Source organism: Pseudomonas sp. PvP027 (genome assembly GCF_017833005.1).
GTDB lineage: Bacteria > Pseudomonadota > Gammaproteobacteria > Pseudomonadales > Pseudomonadaceae > Aquipseudomonas > Aquipseudomonas congelans.
In genome coordinates this window covers 3,296,680-3,317,010 of sequence record NZ_JAFIBK010000001.1, presented here as the reverse complement: position 1 = coordinate 3,317,010, position 20,331 = coordinate 3,296,680, and the positions used below count along the sequence as shown (strand labels likewise).

The window sequence follows — 20,331 nt, the reverse complement described above, 5'->3', positions numbered from 1 at the left end:
TAGACCATGCATTTCACCATTCAACGCGAAGCCCTGTTGAAACCCCTGCAATTGGTCGCCGGCGTCGTCGAACGCCGCCAGACCTTGCCGGTTCTTTCCAATGTGCTCCTGGTCGTCGAAGGTCAGCAACTGTCGCTGACCGGTACGGATCTGGAAGTCGAACTGGTTGGCCGCGTCCAGCTGGAAGAGCCCGCCGAACCTGGAGAAATCACGGTTCCTGCGCGCAAGCTCATGGACATTTGCAAGAGCCTGTCCAACGACGCGCTGATCGACATCAAGCTTGACGACTCGAAACTGATCGTCAAGGCCGGTCGTAGCCGGTTCACCCTGTCTACCCTGCCTGCCAATGACTTCCCGACCGTCGAAGAAGGCCCGGGCTCGCTGACGTTCACTCTGGTGCAGAGCAAACTGCGCCGCTTGATCGAGCGCACCAGCTTTGCGATGGCTCAGCAGGATGTTCGCTACTACCTCAACGGCATGCTGCTGGAAGTGAGTGCCGGTATCTTGCGTGCGGTGGCTACCGACGGTCACCGCCTGGCCATGTGCTCGATGTCTGCCGATATCGAACATGCCGATCGCCATCAGGTGATCGTTCCACGCAAAGGTATTCTTGAAATGGCACGCCTGCTGACCGAGCAGGACGGTACTGTCAGCATTGTTCTGGGGCAGCACCACATCCGTGCGACCACTGGTGAGTTCACCTTCACCTCCAAACTGGTCGATGGCAAGTTCCCTGACTACGAGCGTGTGCTGCCTAAAGGTGGTGACAAGCTGGTGCTCGGTGATCGTCAGGCACTGCGTGAGGCGTTCAGCCGTACGGCGATTCTTTCCAACGAGAAGTACCGCGGCATCCGTCTGCAACTGGCCAGCGGTCAATTGAAGATTCAGGCCAACAACCCTGAGCAGGAAGAGGCTGAAGAAGAAATCAGCGTCGAGTACAACGGTGACTCGCTGGAGATCGGTTTCAACGTGAGCTACCTGCTCGACGTGCTTGGCGTCATGACGACCGAGCAGGTTCGCCTGATTCTGTCCGACTCCAACAGCAGCGCCCTGGTGCAAGAGTCCGATAACGACGACTCCGCCTACGTTGTTATGCCGATGCGTCTGTAACTTCATGTCCAGCGCAACCTAGATGTCTCTTAGTCGCGTCTCGGTCACCGGGGTGCGCAATCTTCACCCGGTGACCCTCTCCCCCTCCCCGCGTATCAATATCCTCTACGGCGCAAACGGCAGTGGCAAAACCAGCGTGCTGGAAGCTATCCATCTGCTGGGCATCGCCCGTTCGTTTCGCAGCAGTCGCCTGCTGCCAGTCATTCAGTACGAGCAGCCGTCATGTACCGTCTTCGGTCAGGTCGATCTTGCGCAAGGTGGACACAGCAATCTGGGTGTTTCACGCGACCGCCAAGGTGAGTTCCAGATTCGTATCGATGGGCAGAACGCCAGAAGCGCCGCACAGCTTGCAGAAATTTTGCCGCTGCAGCTCATTAACCCTGACAGCTTCAGATTGCTCGAAGGCGCGCCGAAGATACGCAGGCAATTTCTGGATTGGGGAGTGTTCCACGTGGAACCTCGCTTTATGGCGACGTGGCAGCGCCTGCAGAAGGCCCTCAAGCAGCGAAACTCGTGGCTTCGGCATGGTACACTTGACGCCGCTTCACAGGCGGCATGGGACCGTGAGCTGTGCCTGGCAAGTGATGAGATCGACGAGTTTCGCCGGGCTTATATCAAGGCATTGAAGCCAGTCTTTGAACAGACTTTGAGCGAACTTGTTGAGCTTGAAGGTTTGACCCTGAGCTACTACCGAGGGTGGGACAAGGAAAAAGAGCTAAGTACAGTGCTTGCCTCTTCCCTCCACCGCGATCAGCAAATGGGCCACACCCAGGCCGGACCACAACGAGCTGATCTGCGCCTTAGATTAGGCGCGCACAATGCGGCAGATATTCTGTCTCGAGGTCAGCAAAAGCTTGTGGTCTGTGCATTGCGTATTGCTCAGGGGCATCTGGTCAGCCAGGTCCGTCGAGGCCAGTGTATTTACCTGGTAGATGATTTGCCCTCCGAACTGGATGACAACCATCGACGCGCGCTTTGCCGCTTGCTGGAAGAATTACGCTGCCAGGTGTTTATCACCTGTGTAGATCAAGAATTTTTGAGGGAAGGCTGGCAGACGGAAACGCCAGTTGCTTTGTTCCACGTGGAACAAGGCCGTATCACCCAGACCCACGACCATCGGGAGTGATTGCATGAGCGAAAACCAAACGTACGACTCGTCCAGCATTAAGGTGCTGAAAGGACTTGATGCCGTACGCAAGCGTCCCGGAATGTACATCGGTGATACAGACGATGGCAGCGGTCTGCACCACATGGTGTTCGAGGTGGTTGATAACTCGATCGACGAAGCATTGGCAGGCCATTGCGACGACATCAGCATCATCATCCATCCAGACGAATCTATCACCGTGCGCGACAACGGCCGCGGTATTCCGGTAGACGTGCATAAAGAAGAAGGCGTATCGGCAGCCGAGGTCATCATGACTGTGCTGCACGCTGGCGGTAAGTTCGATGACAACTCCTACAAAGTATCCGGCGGTTTGCACGGTGTAGGTGTTTCCGTGGTTAACGCCCTTTCAGAGCTTTTGCTGCTGACGGTTCGTCGTAGCGGCAAGATCTGGGAACAGACCTACGTCCATGGTGTTCCACAGGAACCGATGAAGATTGTCGGTGAAAGTGACAGCACAGGCACTCAGATCCACTTCAAGCCTTCCGCTGAAACGTTCAAGAACATCCATTTCAGCTGGGACATCCTGGCCAAGCGGATTCGTGAACTGTCCTTCCTGAACTCCGGTGTCGGCATTGTCCTCAAGGACGAGCGCAGTGGTAAGGAAGAGTTGTTCAAATACGAAGGCGGTCTGCGTGCATTCGTTGAATACCTGAACACCAACAAGACGCCGGTCAACGAAGTGTTCCACTTCAACATTCAGCGTGATGACGGTATCGGTGTCGAAATTGCTCTGCAGTGGAACGACAGCTTCAACGAGAACCTGCTGTGCTTCACCAACAACATCCCGCAGCGGGATGGCGGTACTCACCTGGTGGGTTTCCGTTCTGCGCTCACGCGTAACCTGAACAACTACATCGAGCAGGAAGGTCTGGCCAAGAAGCACAAGGTCGCGACCACCGGCGATGATGCACGTGAAGGTCTGACTGCGATCATTTCGGTCAAGGTGCCTGATCCGAAGTTCAGCTCGCAGACCAAGGACAAGCTGGTTTCGTCCGAAGTCAAAACGGCTGTCGAACAGGAAATGGGCAAGTACTTCTCCGACTTCTTGTTGGAAAACCCGAACGAAGCCAAAGCGGTTGTCGGCAAGATGATCGACGCTGCCCGTGCCCGTGAAGCTGCGCGCAAGGCGCGTGAGATGACACGTCGTAAAGGCGCGCTGGATATCGCTGGCCTGCCGGGCAAACTGGCGGACTGCCAGGAGAAGGACCCTGCCCTCTCCGAACTGTACCTGGTGGAAGGGGACTCTGCTGGCGGATCAGCCAAGCAGGGGCGTAACCGTAGAACCCAGGCCATCCTGCCGCTCAAGGGCAAGATCCTGAACGTTGAAAAAGCGCGTTTCGACAAGATGATCTCTTCGCAGGAAGTGGGCACCTTGATCACTGCGTTGGGCTGCGGTATCGGCCGTGAAGAGTACAACATCGACAAGTTGCGTTATCACAACATCATCATCATGACCGATGCTGACGTCGACGGCTCACACATCCGTACCCTGCTGCTGACCTTCTTCTTCCGTCAGTTGCCCGAGCTGATCGAGCGTGGCTACATCTACATCGCTCAGCCGCCGCTGTACAAGGTCAAGAAAGGCAAGCAGGAGCAGTACATCAAGGACGACGAGGCCATGGAAGAATACATGACCCAATCGGCTCTTGAGGACGCCAGCCTGCACCTCAGCGAATCGGCACCGGGTATCTCCGGTACCGCGCTGGAGAAGCTGGTCAATGACTTCCGCATGGTCATGAAGACGCTCAAGCGCCTGTCGCGTCTGTACCCACAGGAGTTGACCGAGCACTTCGTCTATCTGCCGCCGATCACGCTTGAGCAGCTGTCTGATCACGAGGGCATGCAAGCCTGGCTGGCACTGTTCGACGCGCGTCTGCGCACCGGCGAGAAGTCGGGTCTGGTCTACAAGGCCAGTCTGCGTGAAGACCGTGAACGCAACGTCTGGCTGCCAGAGGTCGAACTGATCTCCCACGGCCTGTCGAACTACGTCACCTTCAACCGCGACTTCTTCGGCAGCAACGACTACAAGACCGTTACCGCTCTAGGCGCGCAGATCAGCACGCTTCTGGAAGAAGGTGCCTACGTGCAACGTGGCGAGCGCAAAAAGCCCGTCAACGAGTTCAAGGAAGCCCTCGCCTGGCTGATGGCCGAAAGCACCAAACGCCACACCATCCAGCGCTACAAAGGTCTGGGTGAAATGAACCCGGACCAGCTGTGGGAAACCACCATGGACCCGAGTGTGCGTCGTATGCTGAAGGTCACCATCGAAGACGCCATCGGCGCTGACCAGATCTTCAACACCCTCATGGGTGATGCGGTCGAGCCACGTCGTGACTTCATCGAGAGCAATGCGTTGGCAGTGTCTAACCTGGACTTCTGATTCATTGTAGGTTCACAGAATAGCTGCACGGTTTCACAAATAGTTGACCGGCCGGGTCCAGTTCTGGTCTCCGCCGATCATCATCAAGCCCGCTTCGCGGGCTTTTTTTTGCCTAGGTTTTCCCCTTTCGCAACGCCCTACTCCACTCCGACCAAGGCTTGCAATATGGATGCCGGAGTTTTCGCCAGCGCCTTTGGCGATATCGCATGCGTCAGAGCATGAGCCGGCGAGGAAATTGTTGGGATAATGCGCCGATGGAGCGGGTGTTCAGGAGCCTGAAAACCGAGTGGATACCGACCATGGGCTACACGACGGTCCAACAAGCTCAGCGGGATATCAGCCATTTTTTGATGCACCGGTACAACTGGATTCGACCGCACCAATTTAATGGTGGACTGTGGCCACAGCGATGAAACCTGTTCTGGCTCTCCAAAGATAAAAGCTTCGTTGAGCTGGATCGTGAGCAGAGAGGTCCTTGCCTCAAGGGCGTTGTTCGGGCGGCTGCTATCGCTCGCCATTTCGGCAAGACGAGAGGACAGTCGGGCTATCCGAGGTTCAAGTCTTACCTCTTCCGGCGTGCGATGACGGTGGATGACCATATCGAACAGGAGCTGCAAGAGGTTGCAGAGCATCTCGAGGTTTATCGCACTCTCATCATCGATGACCCGAGTCTCGAACCCCTCATACCCATCGAGAATCGCCTTGAGGTCATCAAACCACCAGAACGCAGTCCAGAGAGATTCGTAACATGCGGTGAGCTGCTGTCGGTACGTCCCCCCGTCGTCCGCCAGCCGGACAGCACGAAGAAATCTGCCATCCACATCCGTTCGCGGCAACTCCAGCACTCGCGCCAGAGTTGCTGCCAAAAGTGCCTCCGACGCGCGCTGCATTTTCATCCCAACTAATGCAGAAGGATCCTCAAGCTATCGCTCAATATCTGCAAGCTGCTGCTTACGGGAATAGTCTGATGGGCCTGGAGCTAGATCGTCCGTTTCGTCACCGATTTTCAAATAGTTGACCGCGAGGTCCAGGCGGTCTTTATCGATAACCTCATTGATGATCCACGCTCGGTCATGAATGGTTACCTGGACACCGTATAAACGGCTCAGCTCATCTTCTACGCGGGCACGATCTTTCGCACGCGCAGCTCTCGATGTCACAAAAAAGATCTTGGTGTATCCACGGTCGGTGGCCACGATACCGTTCACATCGGATCTGACGCATGAACTGGGAGGGTGAGACGACATTATCTTCAACCTTCATCTGCTCCACGTGGGATCCTTTTCGGCGAGGCGTAGGCAGTTGGTGACAATGTATACCGTGAAGCGGCGCCAGATTAAATAGGATCCACAGTCAGTCGCGGCATTCAAGATCCCAGGCGTCTTCGCCCATTGAGAAGCCTGAGACGCATTCCTGCTGTTCTTTGAAGGTAAAGCGGTCGTGAAGCTCAGCCGAGATGCGTGTCTAGAAACTCACCTTGCGTAAAGAAGCGCCTCATTAGGATGTTCGAAACGGCAACTGCGAGGCCATGTTTTCGGTATTGGACCAGGAGCAGGTCATCTGATCGCTGACATTGTCAGTAGTGTCGCCCCTATCGTCGACCCTAAACCTTATCATCCAGACCGTTTCCACGGTTCAGCCTGGGGTAAGGTGGCAGATTTTTGATTGAAACGAGGAGCGATCCACAGTGACTGCCGTGCTTACATCGGCGTGGTCACCGAAATAACTGTGCGCGCATTGGAGCGGAGAAAACTTACGAATGGTGTTCCACGTGGAACACCACAGTTTTGGAACATCAGTGACTAGTTGACACATCAATTGATCAGGCGACCCCTTTCAATAACGGACCAGGCAACCGCTCAGTCTGAGAAGAAATTTAACGTTGTGTCCGGAATCAGGTGTCCACTACCCTATCATCATTACGGTCTACATCCGTGAAAGCAGATCTGCTTTCTTTATCAGAAACTCATCTTCGGTCAGGACGCCTTGGTCCTTTAAGTCTGAGAGTTTTTTCAACATTGCAGGGATGTCCTCTGTAGAAGCCGACGAGGTCTTGGCTGGCTGGTGCGAAGCTGCTACTGCCTCCAGAATCATTTTCTTGATCTGCTCAAAATCCGCGTTGCTGCCCTTGCCGAAGAAAACGGAATTGTCATCGTTTGCAATATTCGTTGAACCGCCGCGAAAAGCCAAATCACCAGCGTGGATTACTTGGAAGAAAGCTTTATTAAGCAGTGAGGCGGGCTCCAGGCGAATAGCTGAAATAGCTGATATTGGAATATCTTTGTTACCTTTGCCCATGCCTGAGAATTGTCGCAGTCCACCCAACAATCCTGTGCGGCGAATTAGAACCTCAGATCCGGTGAATGTAATCTCGCCGTTAGACCCTTTGGCTGTAAAAGGTAAATTGCTCATCGCCGTACTCCATTACAAAAATGCAAGATTACCTGAAGGTAGGCGTTATGGCAGCAGTAAGAGTGGTCCAAGCGCGAGGATTTTAGGGAACGTTGCAGCCAGATCGAACGGGACATGTGCCCCTGCTGCCCTTTCAGAAATATTGGAGCGGTACGTTGGCCTATCTGAAATCGGCTTCGCCTGGGGTTGTTAGCCCACCCAATAAAAAACCGACCCTTTGCAGGTCGGTTTTTGATACATCACTAAAACTTATGCACGTTTTTCCGGTTTTTATAGCCTGAAAAAATATGTATATGAATTAACAGGTTAAGCAGTCTTTTTCAGCGATTTCGGAAAAACCGTACACAGGTTATCCACAAAATCACGCCGGGACTTTTTCGGGGGTTGCTGCAGGCTCGACAGGCGAACCCATCGCGCGTTGTGTGTCTTCATTCCAGGTCTGCACACGGTCATTCAACGCAGCAATGGCGCGTGGGCCTGTGCCTTCTGCATACATCGGCTCGCCAATCACCACTTGAATGGTGCCTGGTTTTTTCGCCCAGCCGTCGCGAGGCCAGTACTTGCCTGCGTTGTGCGCGACAGGCAGCACAGGCAGATCAGCGTTCACTGCCAGTGCAGTACCACCGCGAGAGAATTTGCCGACCTGGCCGTAAGGCACGCGTGTGCCCTCCGGGAAGATCAATACCCAGACGCCATCCTTGAGCAGCTCATCGCCCTTCTTGGCAATCTCCCTGAGTGCGGCTTTCGGGTTTTCGCGGTCGATGGCGATCGGGCGCAGCATTGCCATTGCCCAGCCAAAGAATGGCACGTACAGCAGTTCACGTTTTAGGACCTGACTCATGGGCTCGAAATACGCCGACAGAAAGAAGGTCTCCCAGGTGCTCTGATGGTTGGAGATGATCACGCAGGGGGTTTTCGGTACGTTCTCGGCGCCAGTCACTTCAACCTTGATGTTCAGAAACACCTTGGTCAGCCAGATGGCGCAGCGGCACCAGTAGACGTTGATGAAGCGATAGCGGGCTTTGAACGGCAGAAAAGGCGCAATGAAAAAACTCAACGTGCACCACAACAGCGAGCTGGTGCCCAGCAACAGGTAAAAGAAGAAGGTCCTGATTGCCTGCATGATCGACATAGTTACGTTTACCGTACGGGCAGGTGCCCGCTCCTTGAGCGTTCTGAACCTGAAGAGCCGACTGTTCAGTGAGCGCTGTTGTGGATAAGTTCTGCGGCAACTGCCGCCAGATCGTCAAAAATCAATGTGCCTGCCGGTACTCCGCCTTCCATCGTCTTGCGGCCTTTGCCGGTCATTACCAGCACCGGCTGGGAATCGACGGCCAATGCGGCTTGCAGGTCACCTTTGCTGTCGCCCACGAACCAGAGACCTTTGAGGTCTGCTGCGTAATGACGGGCGATGGCCTGCAGCATGCCGGGTCTGGGCTTGCGGCAGTTACAGCCATCGTCTGGCCCATGCGGGCAATAGACGATCAAACCGACCTCGCCGCCCTGCTCCGCCACCAGCTTGCGCAAGCGCACGTGCATGGCGTCCAGAGTGGCCAGATCATAATAACCTCGGGCAATGCCCGACTGGTTGGTGGCGACGGCCACCGTCCAGCCGGCCTTGCTCAGCGCTGCGATAGCTTCGATCGAGCCAGGAATGGGCAGCCACTCCGCCACCGACTTTATGTAAGCGTCGGAGTCATGATTGATCACGCCATCCCGATCGAGTATCAGCAGTTTCACAGCGATTCCTTGTCAGCCCAGCAGCGAGATATCGGCGACGCCGAGGAACAGACCGCGCAAACGCGACAACAGGGCATAACGGTTGGCACGCACATTGGCGTCTTCCGCGTTAACCATCACTGCCTCGAAGAACGCATCGACCGGCTCACGCAACATTGCCAGACGCGCCAGCGATTCGCTGTACTGACGCTCGGCAGCCATCGGCTGGATCGCGTGATCGGCCTGCTGGATGGCCGAGTACAGCGAGAACTCGTTGGCGTTGTCGAAATACTTGGGCTCGACGGTCTGGGCAATGCTGCCCTCGGCCTTGCTCAGCAGGTTCGAGACACGCTTGTTCACTGCGGCCAGTGCAGCGGCCTGTGGCAGTTTGCGGAAGGCCTGTACCGCCTGGACGCGCTGATCGAAATCCAGCGCCGAAGCCGGTTGCAGAGCACGTACCGACAGGTACACCGCCACGTCGACGCCTTCGTCTTCATAGCGCGCACGCAAACGATCAAAGATGAAGTCGAGGACCTGTTCCGCCAGACCGGCTGGCTTGATCTTCGCGCCGAACTGCGTGACAGCGAATTTCACCGTTTCGATCAGGTTCAGGTCGAGCTTTTTCTCGATCAGGATGCGCAGGATGCCCAGTGCTGCACGACGCAGTGCATAGGGGTCCTTGCTGCCGGTGGGCAGCATGCCGATGCCGAAGATCCCGACCAGCGTGTCGAGCTTGTCAGCGATGGCCACCGCAGCACCGGTCAGCGTGGTCGGCAGTTCGGCACCCGCGCCACGTGGCATGTACTGCTCGTTGAGCGCCAGTGCGACATCGTCAGGCTCGCCGTCGGCCTTGGCATAGTAATAACCGGCAATGCCCTGCATTTCCGGAAACTCGCCGACCATCTCGCTCGACAGGTCGCACTTGGACAGCAGGCCGGCACGTGCAGAACGCTTGGCGTCTCCTCCGATGCGAGGTGCGATGTAAGCGGCCAGTTTCGACACGCGCTCGGCCTTGTCGAACACGCTGCCCAACTGAGCCTGGAACACGACGTTCTTCAGGCGATCGTTGAAAGTTTCCAGCTTCTGTTTCTTGTCCTGCTTGAAGAAGAACTCGGCGTCGGTCAGGCGTGGACGAACCACCTTCTCGTTACCGGCGATGATCTGCGCCGGGTCCTTGCTCTCGATGTTGGCCACGGTGATGAAGCGCGGCAGCAGCTTGCCGTCGACATCCAGCAGGCAGAAGTATTTCTGGTTGTCCTGCATGGTGGTAATCAAAGCTTCCTGAGGGACTTCCAGGAAGCGCTCTTCGAACGAGCACACCAGCGGAACCGGCCACTCGACCAGACCGGCCACTTCGTCCAGCAGGCTTGGCGGCACGATGGCGGTGCCTTCCTGTTGGGTGGCCAGCTCGTCGACGCGCTTGCTGATGATCTGACGACGTTCGTTGAAGTCGGCCAGTACATGAGCGGCGCGCAGGTCGCTGAGGTAAGCGGCAGGCGAAGAAATGCGTACGTCTTGAGGATGATGGAAGCGATGACCGCGCGAATGGCGACCCGCGCTCTGGGCGAGGATCGTGCAGTCCACCACCTGATCACCGAACAGCATCACCAGCCACTGGGTCGGCCGCACGAACTCTTCCTTGCGAGCGCCCCAACGCATGCGCTTGGCAATCGGCAGGTCGTTCAGCGAGTCTTCGACGATGGTCGGCAACAGGGACGTCGTCGGCTTGCCGAGGATGGTCTGGCTGTAACGCAGTTTCGGGCCGCTCTGATCGATTTCGCTCAGGTCGACGCCGCACTTCTTGGCGAAGCCCAGGGCGGCCTGAGTCGGGTTACCGTCGGCATCGAACGCTGCCTGGCGCGGTGGGCCGTCGAGGTTGACGCTGCGATCCGGTTGCTGCGTGGCCAGTGCGGTAATCAGCACTGCCAGACGACGCGGTGCGGCGTATACCTGTTTGGCGCTGTAGGTCAGACCTGCGCCTGCGAGGCCTTTTTCAATACCGGCGAGAAACGCATCGGCCAGCGAGACGAGGGTCTTGGGTGGCAGTTCTTCGGTGCCCAGTTCGACCAGAAAATCTTGAGCACTCATTGCGCTGCCTCCAGCTTGGCCAACACTTCATCGCGTAGATCGGGCGGCGCCATCGGGAAGCCGAGGCGGGCCCGGGCCTGCAGGTAGGCCTGAGCCACCGAACGGGCCAGCGTGCGTACGCGCAGGATGTATTGCTGACGCGCCGTCACGGAAATCGCGCGACGGGCATCCAGCAGGTTGAAGGTGTGCGAGGCCTTGAGGACCATTTCGTAGCCGGGCAATGGCAGCTCCAGCTCGATCAGGCGTGCGGCTTCGCTTTCGTAGAAGTCGAACAGTTCGAACAGCTTGTCGACGTTGGCGTGTTCGAAGTTGTAGGTCGACTGCTCCACCTCGTTCTGGTGGAACACGTCGCCGTAGGTCACTTTGCCGAACGGGCCGTCAGCCCAGACCAGATCGTAGACCGAGTCCACGCCCTGCTGGTACATCGCCAGACGCTCGAGGCCATAAGTGATTTCGCCGGTGACCGGGTAGCACTCCAGGCCGCCGACCTGCTGGAAGTAGGTGAACTGCGAGACTTCCATGCCGTTGAGCCAGATCTCCCAGCCCAGACCCCAGGCGCCCAGCGTCGGCGATTCCCAGTTGTCTTCGACGAAACGCACGTCGTGCACCAGCGGATCGAGACCGATGTGCTTGAGCGAGCCCAGGTACAGTTCCTGGAAGTTGTCCGGGTTCGGCTTGAGAATCACCTGAAACTGGTAATAGTGCTGCAGGCGGTTCGGGTTTTCGCCGTAGCGGCCGTCAGTCGGGCGACGGCTTGGCTGTACGTAAGCGGCGTTCCAGGTTTCCGGGCCTACGGCGCGCAGAAACGTGGCAGTGTGGAACGTGCCGGCGCCTACTTCCATATCGTAGGGCTGAAGTACCACGCAACCTTGTTCTGCCCAGTATTGCTGGAGGGCGAGGATCAAGTCTTGGAAGGTACGCACGGCTGGCGTAGGCTGGCTCACAAATTTCACCTGTGCTGGGCTGCGATTCAAAGAGCGGGAGTATACCCGATTCGGCCGCACGTCCACTCGTTGGGAGCCCTATGACACGCTGCTTTTGGTGCAACGAAGACCCCCTGTACATCGCTTATCACGATCAGGAGTGGGGAGTGCCGCTGCGCGATGCGCAGAAGCTCTTCGAGTTGCTTTTGCTCGAAGGGTTCCAGGCCGGGCTGTCGTGGATCACGATTCTCAAGCGTCGGGCGCGTTATCGCGAAGTGCTGCACGGCTTTGACGTCGAGCGCCTGGCGCAACTGAGCGATGCCGAAATAGAGGCGCTGATGCTTGATCCGAGCATCATCCGCAACCGCCTCAAGCTCAAGGCCGTGCGTACCAACGCGCGGGCCTGGCTGGCGCTGGAAGACCCGGTCGCTCTGCTCTGGTCGTTTGTCGGCGGTACACCGAAGATCAATCACTTCAAGGATCGCAGCGAAGTCCCGGCGATTACCGCCGAGGCCGAAGCGATGAGCAAAGCACTGAAAAAGGCCGGTTTCACCTTTGTCGGCCCGACCATCTGTTACGCCTACATGCAGGCCAGCGGCATGGTCATGGACCACACTGTCGATTGCGATCGGTATGCGATCCTGAGCCGCTGACGGTTACACTACCCGCCTCGAGAATCTGGGAGTCATCTGTGGATAAGTTCAAAGGCGCCGTAATGGTCGGGGCGTTGCGATTGTTTGCGCTGTTGCCGTGGCGCGCGGTGCAGTGGGCAGGCACTGCCATTGGCTGGCTGATGTGGAAGCTGCCCAACCGTTCGCGGGAAGTGGCGCGGATCAATCTGTCCAAGTGCTTCCCCGAGTTGAGCGAGGCGGAACTGGAAAAGCTCGTCGGCCGCAGCCTGATGGACATCGGCAAGACCTTGACCGAAAGCGCCTGCGCGTGGATCTGGCCGGCACAGAAATCGATCGACCTGGTGCGTGAGGTCGAAGGGCTCGATGTGCTCAAGGACGCGCTGGCGTCCGGCAAGGGCGTGGTTGGCATTACCAGTCACCTGGGCAACTGGGAAGTGCTCAATCACTTCTACTGCAGCCAGTGCAAACCGATCATTTTCTATCGTCCACCCAAGCTGAAAGCCGTGGACGACCTGCTGCGCAAGCAGCGTGTGCAGTTGGGCAACCGCGTTGCGGCGTCGACCAAGGAAGGCATTCTCAGTGTCATCAAGGAAGTGCGCAAAGGCGGCTCGGTGGGCATTCCGGCCGATCCGGAGCCGGCTGAATCAGCGGGCATCTTCGTGCCCTTCTGCGGCACCCAGGCGCTGACCAGCAAGTTCGTGCCGAACATGCTGGCAGGCGGCAAGGCAGTCGGCGTATTCCTGCACGCCATGCGCCTGCCGGATGGCTCAGGTTACAAAGTGGTACTCGAAGCGGCTCCCGAAGCGATGTACAGCACCGACACCGAAACCTCGGCAGCGGCGATGAGCAAAGTGGTCGAGAAATACGTGCGGGCGTACCCGAGCCAATACATGTGGACCATGAAGCGCTTCAAGAAACGCCCGCCAGGCGAAGCGCGCTGGTATTAGGAAAGACCGGACGCGGCCCGGACACCTATCGTTCCTCGCGCTCCGCGTGGGAATGCCATGTGACGCTCCGCGTCAAAGATCTGCGCCGGGCCACCGTTCTCAGGATAGGACGCGGAGCGTCCGGAACGGCATGCCCACGCGGAGCATGGGCACGATAGTGTGCCTGCAGTCACTTCTCGTTCCTCCCGCTCTAGTCCAGACACCCATTGTTCCTCACGCTCCGGCGTGGGAATGCCGTGCGTGACGCTCTGCGTCACAAATCTGCGCCGCGCCACCGTTCTCAGGACAGGACGCGGAGCGTCCGGAACGGCATGCCCACGCGGAGCATGGGCACGATAGTGTTGCTGCAGTCACTTCTCGTTCCTTGCGCTCCAGTCCAGAGACCTATCGTTCCTCACGCTCCAGCGTGGGAATGCCGTGCGTGACGCTCTGCGTCACAAATCTGCGCCGCGCCACCGTTCTCAGGACAGGACGCGGAGCGTCCGGAACGGCATGCCCACGCGGAGCATGGGCACGATGGTGTTGCTGCAGTCACTTCTCGTTCCTTGCGCTCCAGTCCAGACACCTATCGTTCCTCACGCTCCAGCGTGGGAATGCCGTGCGTGACGCTCTGCGTCACAAATCTGCGCCGCGCCACCGCTCTCAGGACAGGACGCGGAGCGTCCGGAACGGCATGCCCACGCGAAGCATGGGCACGATAGTGTCTTCCTTACGCTGGACACGGGTACGAAAGGGCAAGTCGTAACCCCTCAACTGGCCGCCGCAATCAATCCGCGTCGCTCCAGCGCCACCTGAGTCCCTTCCGGACTCATCCGCACCAGGTTCACCGGGATGGATTTGGCCGCAGGGGTGTTGCCGTGTTTATCCCGGTTGGCCAGTGGCAGCAGGCCGTTGGTTTCCGGGTAATACGCTGCGCAGCAACCCTGCGGCACGTCGTAGGGTATGACCTTGAAGCCTGCCGCACGCCGCGCCGTGGTCGGGTCGAGCGCCGTCTGAAACTCGATGTAGTCCCCGGCCTTCAGCCCCAGGCGCTCGATGTCCTGCGGGTTGAGCATCACCACCATGCGATCGCCAAAGATGTCCCGATAACGGTCATCGTTGGAATACACCGTGGTGTTGAACTGGTCATGGCTGCGGATCGTCATCAACTGCAAATGCTCGGCGCCCGGCGGCGTGTCGTCTTCGTCGTAGATGCCTTCGGGAAACAGAAAGTTGGCCTTGCCCGACTCGGTGTCCCATTTGCGCTCACTGGCGGCGTTAGGCAGACGGAAACCTCCGGGTTCGAGGATGCGCTGATTGAAGTCATAGAACTGCTCGGGCAGCACTTCTTCGATCTTGTCGCGAATCCTGGCGTAGTCGCCCACATAGCTGTCCCAGTCCACCTTGGGATTGGGCGCAAGCGTCGCTTTGGCAATACCGGCGATGATGGCGATTTCGGAAATCAGATGTTTCGACGCAGGCTCGAGCATGCCGGTCGAGCCGTGCACCATCGACATCGAGTCCTCCACCGTAATGGTTTGCGCCACACCGTTCTGCAGGTCGCGTTCCGAGCGCGCCACGCACGGCAGCAGGAAGGCCTTCTGTCCATGGACTGTCGCGCTGCGGTTGAGCTTGGTATTGACCAGCACAGTCATTTTCAAGCGGCTGACGGTCGGGCAGATCACATCGGTGTCCGGAATGGCGCGGAAGAAATTGCCACCCATTGAGATGAGCGCTTCCACCTCGCCACGCAACAGGGCTTCGCAGGTCTCGGCGACGGCGTGACCTTTCTTTCTGGATGCCTCGAAACCGAACACCTTGCTCATGCTGGCCAGAAACGGTTCGCCGGCCTTTTCATAGATGCCCATCGTCCTGTCGCCCTGTACGTTGGAGTGTCCACGTACCGGGCAAGCCCCCGCACCGAGCTTGCCGATGTTGCCGCGCAACAGCAGCAGGTTGATGATCTGCTGCATGGCGTCGCCGCCACGCTTGTGCTGCGTGATGCCCATCCCCCAGCAGCAGATGACCCCTTTTGAACGCTTGTAGACCGCCGCCACCTCTTCGAGGGCCTGACGCGTCAGACCCGAATGGCGCTCGATGATGTCCCAGGGCAACTGTCGGCAATAATCGGCGTACTGCTCAAAGCCATGGGTGTGTTCTTCAATGAACGCCACATCGAGGACGCGCGGCAGGTTTTCACGCTGCGCCACGTCATCGGCTTCGATCACGGCCTTGCAAACACCTTGCAGGGCGATCATGTCGCCGCCGATCCTGACTTGATGGTACTGGGAGCTGATTTCCACCCCATGCAGACTGAGCATGTCGCGCGGATCCTGCGGCGCCGCAAAACGTACCAGCGCCCTTTCCCGCAGCGGGTTGAACGAGATGATGCTCGCGCCCCGGCGCGCGGCGGCGTGCAGCTCTGACATCATGCGCGGGCTGTTGGTCCCGGGGTTCTGGCCGATGATGAAAATCGCGTCGGCGTTCTCGAAATCTTCCAGCGTCGTGGTGCCTTTGCCGACCCCGATCGACTCGGGCAGCGCTGCGGTGGTGGTCTCATGGCACATGTTCGAGCAGTCAGGGAAGTTGGCCATGCCGTACAGGCGACCGAACAGCTGATACAGAAATGCGGCTTCGTTCGACGTGCGCCCGGAGGTGTACAGCTCCAGCTTCCACGGGTCGCTCAGGCCGCGCAGCTCTTCGCCGATCTCGGCGAACGCCTCGTCCCAGGTGACGGGCAGGTATTTGTCACTGGCTGCGTCGTAGCGCATCGGCTCGGTGATACGGCCTTCGGCTTCCAGCTGGTGATCGCTCCAGGTCGCCAGTTCGCTGACCGTATGCCGGGCGAAGAACTCAGGGGTCACGCGTTTCTTGGTCGATTCCCAGGCCAGTGCCTTGGCACCGTTCTCGCAGTATTCAAAGGTGTGCGGCTTCTTCGGGTCCGGCCAGGAGCAGCTGGGGCAGTCGAAGCCGCCAGGCTTGTTCATGGACATCAGCGTGCGGTTACCCTTGATCAGCACATGCTGGTGCAACAGGTGCTTGTTGACCGCAGTGAGCGCGGGCCAGCCACCCGCCGGCGTGCCGTCGGTCTGTGATCCTTGAAGCGGGGTCCGGGAATTTTCCGATTCAGACATGGGGTGTGTTCTCTCTCATAAAGCCCGTGAAGGCATGAAGCTCGTGTGTCTGAGATACACGGGCCCAGAGAGAATTCGCCCGAGTCGACGAGCGTTGCCGACAGGGCGCGTCGGCAAGAGGTTCAGTCAGGGTCGCACCCTGTTCAGGAGCGGTTCAGAAAAAGCTCAGACCGACCTGAAACAGCCGTTCCACATCGCGGATGCACTTCTTGTCCACAAGGAACATGATCACATGGTCACCGGATTCGATCACGGTGATGTCGTGAGCGATAAGCACCTGTTCGGCACGGATGACCGCACCGATTGCCGTGCCGGTCGGCAGGTTGATGTCCTTGATGGCGCGGCCCACGACCTTGCTGGATTTCGAGTCGCCGTGAGCGACGATCTCGATGGCTTCAGCTGCACCGCGACGCAGCGAATGCACGCTGACGATATCGCCGCGGCGCACGTGGGCCAGCAGCGTGCCGATGGTTGCCAGCTGCGGGCTGACCGCGACGTCGATTTCGCCACCCTGCACCAGATCGACGTAGGCCGGGTTATTGATCAGCGTCATCACCTTGCGGGCACCCAGACGCTTGGCCAGCAGCGACGACATGATGTTGGCTTCATCGTCGTTGGTCAGCGCCAGGAACAGGTCGGTGTTGCCGATGTTTTCTTCCAGCAGCAGGTCGCGGTCCGATGAGCTGCCCTGTAGCACCACTGTACTGTCCAGGTGCTCCGACAGATAGCGGCAGCGCGCCGGGCTCACTTCGATGATCTTCACCTGATAGCGGCTTTCGATGGCTTCAGCCAGACGCTCGCCGATGTTGCCGCCACCGGCGATGACAATACGTTTGTAGTTCTCGTCCAGGCGCCGCAGCTCGCCCATCACGGCGCGAATGTCAGCCTTGGCGGCGATGAAGAACACCTCGTCGTCGGCCTCGATGACCGTGTCGCCATGCGGCAGTATCGCCCGGTCGCGCCGATAGATCGCCGCGATGCGTGTGTCGACATTCGGCATGTGCGCTCGTAGCTGGCGCAGCGGCTGACCCACCAACGCGCCGCCGTAATAGGCTTTGACCGCGACCAACTGCGCCTTGCCTTCGGCGAAGTCGATCACCTGCAGCGCGCCGGGGTACTCGATCAGACGCTTGATGTAGTTGGTGACGACCTGCTCCGGACTGATCAGCACATCGACCGGGATCGCGCTTTTATCGAACAGGCCTGCGCGCGTCAGGTACGCCGCTTCACGGATGCGCGCGATCTTGGTTGGCGTGTGGAACAGCGTATGCGCCACCTGACAGGCAATCATGTTGGCTTCGTCGCTGCTGGTCACCGCAACCAGCATGTCGGCGTCGTCTGCGCCGGCCTGACGCAATACCGCCGGGTAGGAGCCCTTGCCCTGCACGGTACGGATGTCCAGACGGTCGCCCAGATCGCGCAACCGGTCGCCGTCAGTGTCGACCACGGTGATATCGTTGGCTTCGCCCGCCAGATGCTCGGCCAGCGTACCGCCCACCTGCCCTGCACCCAGAATGATGATTTTCACGCGCTTACTCCCGCGCCGCCGCGATCTTGATCAGTTTGGCGTAGTAGAAACCATCGTGGCCACCTTGCTGGGCCAGCAGCTGGCGACCATGGTTTTGCTTGATACCCGCGGGTGGCTGTCCGGCCTGCCCGGCAATATCCAGCTCTCTGGCCCCGGAGGTACGCGCCAGAAACGCCTCGATGACGTCGGTGTTTTCGGTCGGCAGTGTCGAACAGGTCGCGTACACCAGCATGCCGCCTACTTGCAGCGTAGGCCACAAGGCGTCGAGCAGCTCGCCCTGCAAGGCCGCCAGCGCAGCGATGTCGTCTGCCTGGCGAGTCAGTTTGATGTCCGGATGGCGACGAATCACGCCGGTCGCCGAGCACGGTGCATCGAGCAGGATGCGCTGGAACGGTTTGCCGTCCCACCACTGCGTCGTCTCACGTGCGTCGGCGGCGATCAGCTCGGCATCCAGGCCCAGGCGATCAAGGTTTTCACGCACGCGCACCAGACGCTTGGCTTCCAGATCCACCGCCACCACGCCGCTCAGTTGCGGCTGCACTTCCAGCAAATGGCAGGTCTTGCCACCCGGCGCGCAGCAGGCATCGAGTACCCGTTGCCCGGGGGCCAGTTCCAGCAGGTCGGCGGCCAGTTGCGCGGCTTCGTCCTGCACGCTGATCCAGCCTTCGGTAAAGCCGGGCAGCGAGCGCACATCGCACGGCTCGGCGAGGACGATGCCGTCCTGACTGAAGGTGCACGCGCTGGCTTGCAGGCCGGCAGTGTTGAGCAGTTCGAGGTATTGATCGCGACGGTGATGGCGTCGGTTGACGCGCAAAATCATCGGCGGGTGCGCATTGTTGGCCGCGCAGATGGCTTCCCACTGTTCCGGCCAGGCCGCTTTCAAGGCTTTCTGCAGCCAGCGCGGGTGGGCCGTACGCACCACCGGGTCGTGTTCCAGCTCGATCAGCAGTGCCTCGCCGTCACGCTGCGCATTGCGCAGCACGGCGTTGAGCAAGCCTTTGGCCCAGGGCTTTTTCAATTTGTCGGCGCAGCCTACGGTTTCGCCGATGGCAGCGTGGGCCGGAATGCGGCTGTAGAACAGCTGATAGAGGCCGACCAGCAACAACGCTTCAACGTCGGCGTCGGCGGCCTTGAAGGGTTTTTGCAGCAGTTTGGCCGCCAGTGCCGACAGGCGTGGCTGCCAGCGCGCGGTGCCGAACGCCAGGTCCTGAGTGAGGCCACGATCTCGCACCTCGACCTTGTCCAGCTGAGTCGGCAACGAGCTGTTCAGCGAAGCCTTGCCGCTGAGCACGGCAGCCAGTGCCTTGGCGGCGGCCAGACGCGGGTTCATTGGCCCAGCACCGTGCCGATGGCAAATTTCTCGCGGCGGCTGTTGAACAGGTCGGTGAAGTTCAGCGGCTTGCCGCCCGGCAATTGCAGACGGGTCAGGCGCAGCGCGTTCTGCCCGCACGCGACGATCAGGCCATCCTTGCTGGCGCCGAGAATCGTCCCCGGCGCGCCCTGCCCTTCGGCCAGATCGGCGGCCAGGACTTTCAGGGTTTCCTGGTTCAGCGTGCTGTGGCAGATCGGCCAGGGGTTGAAGGCGCGGACCAGACGCTCAAGCTCATCGGCCGGACGTGTCCAGTCCAGGCGCGCCTCGTCCTTGTTCAGCTTGTGGGCGTAGTTGGCCAGGCTGTCATCCTGAACCTCGCCGACCAGCGAACCATCCGCCAGACCGGCAATGGCCTGCAACACAGCAGGCGGACCGAGTTCGGCCAGACGATCATGCAGCGTGCCGCCAGTATCCTGCGCGGTAATCGGGGTGACGGCCTTGAGTAGCATCGGCCCGGTGTCCAGGCCCGCTTCCATGCGCATCACGGTCACGCCGCTCTCGGCATCACCGGCCTGCACCGCGCGCTGAATCGGCGCCGCACCGCGCCAGCGTGGCAGCAGCGACGCATGGCTGTTGATGCAACCCAGGCGCGGAATATCCAGCACCACTTGCGGCAGGATCAGGCCGTAGGCGACTACCACCATCAAATCGGGTTGCAGCGCTGCCAGTTCAGCCTGGGCGGCAGGATCGCGCAGTGTTGGCGGCTGCATGACCGGTACGTCATGTTGCAGCGCCAGTTGCTTGACCGGGCTGGGCATCAGTTTTTGTCCACGACCGGCCGGGCGATCGGGCTGGGTGTACACGGCGACGATCTGGTGAGGGCTGTCGAGCAGGGCCTTGAGGTGTTCGGCGGCAAATTCCGGGGTGCCGGCGAAGACGATGCGCAGTGGCTCAGTCATGGAGTTCTCATTATAAAAAAAGGCCTGTTCAGGCCTTTTG

At 59.1% G+C, this 20,331-nt stretch carries 15 protein-coding genes and 2 pseudogenes; 7 read left to right on the top strand and 10 right to left on the bottom strand.

The genetic code is table 11. The features are described 5' to 3' along the window. The first annotated feature begins 6 nt into the window (after positions 1-6). From dnaN to JOE33_RS14055, 4 genes and pseudogenes are all read left to right on the top strand, one after another. On the top strand, positions 7-1,110 hold the full coding sequence (dnaN, locus tag JOE33_RS14070) for a DNA polymerase III subunit beta (RefSeq protein WP_003421522.1): 1,104 nt from the start codon (positions 7-9) through the stop codon (positions 1,108-1,110). Positions 1,111-1,132: 22 nt separating this feature from the next. After that, positions 1,133-2,236 carry a DNA replication/repair protein RecF gene (gene recF, locus JOE33_RS14065; protein ID WP_010428493.1) on the top strand — a complete coding sequence of 368 codons (1,104 nt, stop codon included), beginning with the start codon at positions 1,133-1,135 and terminating at the stop codon, positions 2,234-2,236. 4 nt (positions 2,237-2,240) lie between these two features. Beyond that, a complete protein-coding gene (gene gyrB / locus JOE33_RS14060) occupies positions 2,241-4,658 on the top strand; it encodes a DNA topoisomerase (ATP-hydrolyzing) subunit B (protein ID WP_003340175.1) in 2,418 nt (805 codons plus the stop codon). Positions 4,659-4,801: 143 nt separating this feature from the next. Further along, positions 4,802-5,071 (top strand): annotated as a pseudogene (locus JOE33_RS14055) (integrase core domain-containing protein); the annotation flags it as partial. A 510-nt stretch (positions 5,072-5,581) separates the two neighbouring features. On the opposite strand, the gene JOE33_RS14050 reads toward JOE33_RS14055, so the two are convergent. Next, a complete protein-coding gene (locus JOE33_RS14050; RefSeq protein WP_187625347.1) occupies positions 5,582-5,854 on the bottom strand; it encodes a hypothetical protein in 273 nt (90 codons plus the stop codon). 328 nt (positions 5,855-6,182) lie between these two features. Here JOE33_RS14050 and JOE33_RS14045 point away from each other — a divergent pair. Then, positions 6,183-6,323, top strand: a pseudogene (locus JOE33_RS14045) (D-amino-acid oxidase); the annotation flags it as partial. 261 nt (positions 6,324-6,584) lie between these two features. Here the strand turns inward: JOE33_RS14045 and JOE33_RS14040 are convergent. The 5 genes from JOE33_RS14040 to glyQ all read right to left on the bottom strand — a co-directional run bounded on the left by JOE33_RS14040 (position 6,585) and on the right by glyQ (position 11,821). After that, on the bottom strand, positions 6,585-7,070 hold the full coding sequence (locus tag JOE33_RS14040; protein ID WP_010428505.1) for an SHOCT domain-containing protein: 486 nt from the start codon (positions 7,068-7,070) through the stop codon (positions 6,585-6,587). Between the two features lie 361 nt (positions 7,071-7,431). Then, the gene (locus tag JOE33_RS14035) at positions 7,432-8,202 is read right to left on the bottom strand and encodes a lysophospholipid acyltransferase family protein (RefSeq protein ID WP_003315938.1); all 771 of its coding nucleotides are present in this window, start codon (positions 8,200-8,202) and stop codon (positions 7,432-7,434) included. Positions 8,203-8,267: 65 nt separating this feature from the next. Then, positions 8,268-8,816, bottom strand: coding sequence for a D-glycero-beta-D-manno-heptose 1,7-bisphosphate 7-phosphatase (gene gmhB / locus JOE33_RS14030; protein ID WP_162091522.1), 549 nt, complete (start codon positions 8,814-8,816; stop codon positions 8,268-8,270). Between the two features lie 6 nt (positions 8,817-8,822). Next, a complete protein-coding gene (glyS, locus tag JOE33_RS14025) occupies positions 8,823-10,877 on the bottom strand; it encodes a glycine--tRNA ligase subunit beta (RefSeq protein WP_010428518.1) in 2,055 nt (684 codons plus the stop codon). After that, entirely contained in the window at positions 10,874-11,821 is a 948-nt protein-coding gene (gene glyQ, locus JOE33_RS14020) for a glycine--tRNA ligase subunit alpha (protein WP_002551326.1), read from the bottom strand. Before glyQ ends, glyS begins: the two co-directional genes overlap by 4 nt. Positions 11,822-11,901: 80 nt before the next feature. On the opposite strand from glyQ, the gene JOE33_RS14015 reads away from it, so the two are divergent. Further along, a complete protein-coding gene (locus JOE33_RS14015; RefSeq protein ID WP_003401445.1) occupies positions 11,902-12,453 on the top strand; it encodes a DNA-3-methyladenine glycosylase I in 552 nt (183 codons plus the stop codon). Positions 12,454-12,491: 38 nt separating this feature from the next. Further along, complete coding sequence (locus JOE33_RS14010; protein WP_010428520.1) at positions 12,492-13,379, top strand: lysophospholipid acyltransferase; 888 nt, start codon at positions 12,492-12,494, stop codon at positions 13,377-13,379. Between the two features lie 749 nt (positions 13,380-14,128). Here JOE33_RS14010 and JOE33_RS14005 read toward each other — a convergent pair. The 4 genes from JOE33_RS14005 to fmt all read right to left on the bottom strand — a co-directional run bounded on the left by JOE33_RS14005 (position 14,129) and on the right by fmt (position 20,291). Next, complete coding sequence (locus JOE33_RS14005) at positions 14,129-16,492, bottom strand: FdhF/YdeP family oxidoreductase (protein WP_010430151.1); 2,364 nt, start codon at positions 16,490-16,492, stop codon at positions 14,129-14,131. A 154-nt stretch (positions 16,493-16,646) separates the two neighbouring features. Further along, positions 16,647-18,020, bottom strand: a complete 1,374-nt coding sequence (gene trkA, locus JOE33_RS14000; protein ID WP_010430155.1) for a Trk system potassium transporter TrkA — start codon at positions 18,018-18,020, stop codon at positions 16,647-16,649. Positions 18,021-18,024: 4 nt separating this feature from the next. After that, the gene (gene rsmB / locus JOE33_RS13995; RefSeq protein WP_122529351.1) at positions 18,025-19,350 is read right to left on the bottom strand and encodes a 16S rRNA (cytosine(967)-C(5))-methyltransferase RsmB; all 1,326 of its coding nucleotides are present in this window, start codon (positions 19,348-19,350) and stop codon (positions 18,025-18,027) included. After that, a complete protein-coding gene (fmt, locus tag JOE33_RS13990) occupies positions 19,347-20,291 on the bottom strand; it encodes a methionyl-tRNA formyltransferase (protein ID WP_010430162.1) in 945 nt (314 codons plus the stop codon). The genes rsmB and fmt overlap by 4 nt, the downstream gene beginning before the upstream one ends. Positions 20,292-20,331: the final 40 nt, after the last annotated feature.